Here is a 1,171-nt window from a genome sequence, read left to right on the forward strand (position 1 = left end):
TCATGCTGAGCGCGATAGGCTTCGCCGTAGCAGCGGAAGATATCCGCCACTTCCGGCCCCGAGCGGGCCATCGACGCGAGCTCAGAAGTATTGCGGCTTGGCGGGTGGCGGGAGGGTGGGCGCCGGACGCGGTAAGAGCTCGAAGGGGCTCGACGTGGCGCAGACCCTGTTGGTGGCAATCCGCAGGTAATGGGCGGTGGTCGCGAGGCTGCGGTGACCGAGCAGCAGTTGAATGGTACGCACGTCGGCGCCGGCCTCTAATAAATGGACGGCAAAGGCGTGCCGCAAACTGTGCGGCGTGACCGGTTTGGACAATCCAGAGAGGTCGCGCGCTTTCGCGCAGGCTTGTCCCACCGCATCCCTGGTGATCGGCTGGCCGGCACGATCGCCGGGGAAGAGCCACGCCTCTGGCCGGCGCACCTTCCAATAGTTGCGCAGGATCTCCAGGAACTTGGGCGACAGCATCACGTAGCGGTCCTTCTGGCCTTTACCCTGCTCGACGCGGATGACCATTCTCTGGCTGTCGATGTCCGTGGGCTTCAGCTGCACCGCTTCCGAAATGCGCAAGCCGGCGGCATAGCATGTGGTCAGGATGGCATGGTGTTTGACGTCGAGGACGCAGCCGAGGAACCGCTGAACTTCCTCGGGACTGAGGATGATCGGCAGCTTCTGCGGCTTCTTGGGAAGCGGGAGAACCTCTTCAGGCGCCCAGTCCCTTTCGAGCGTCACACTGTAGAGAAAGCGCAGCGCCGCAATGGCGGTGTGGATCGAACCGGGCGACAGCTTCTTCTCGTTGGTCAGATAAACCTGATAGGTCCGAATGTCCTCGCGCCCGAGCAAGTCCGGCGACTTGCCGAAGTAGCGGGCGAACAGCGACACCTGTTGCAAATACGAGAGCTGGGTGTTGAGCGCGAAGTTGCGCACCTGCATGTCCTCGCTCATGCGCTGGCGAAGTTGGGTCATGACAAGCTCCTCCTTTGTCCGATGGAATGGGCTGTAAGCAGCCACCCCATGCTCGCGCAGTTGGAGCTCCTTTTGCACGCATGACCGGCGCCACGGACGACGCCATCAAGACCACGCCGTCGGCGCAGAACCTCCTTCCCGCTCCGCGACTGCGGAGCGGGTTAGTCCAACCGCATTTATGCGTCGGGCGAGATTATGTGGCGGAGCC

At 62.7% G+C, this 1,171-nt stretch carries 1 protein-coding gene; it reads right to left on the reverse strand.

Annotation, left to right across the window (positions count from 1 at the left end; genetic code table 11):
- Positions 1–81: 81 nt before the first annotated feature.
- Positions 82–963, reverse strand: coding sequence for a tyrosine-type recombinase/integrase (locus tag NKI19_RS32715; RefSeq protein ID WP_352567721.1), 882 nt, complete (start codon positions 961–963; stop codon positions 82–84).
- Positions 964–1,171: the final 208 nt, after the last annotated feature.

Origin of the sequence: Mesorhizobium sp. M0751 (assembly GCF_040320265.1) — a bacterium.
GTDB lineage: Bacteria > Pseudomonadota > Alphaproteobacteria > Rhizobiales > Rhizobiaceae > Mesorhizobium.

Excerpts from the sequence above, each read along its gene's own strand:
- NKI19_RS32715 (WP_352567721.1), bottom strand. The coding sequence starts at position 963 with ATGACCCAACTTCGCCAGCGCATGAGCGAGGACATGCAGGTGCGCAAC.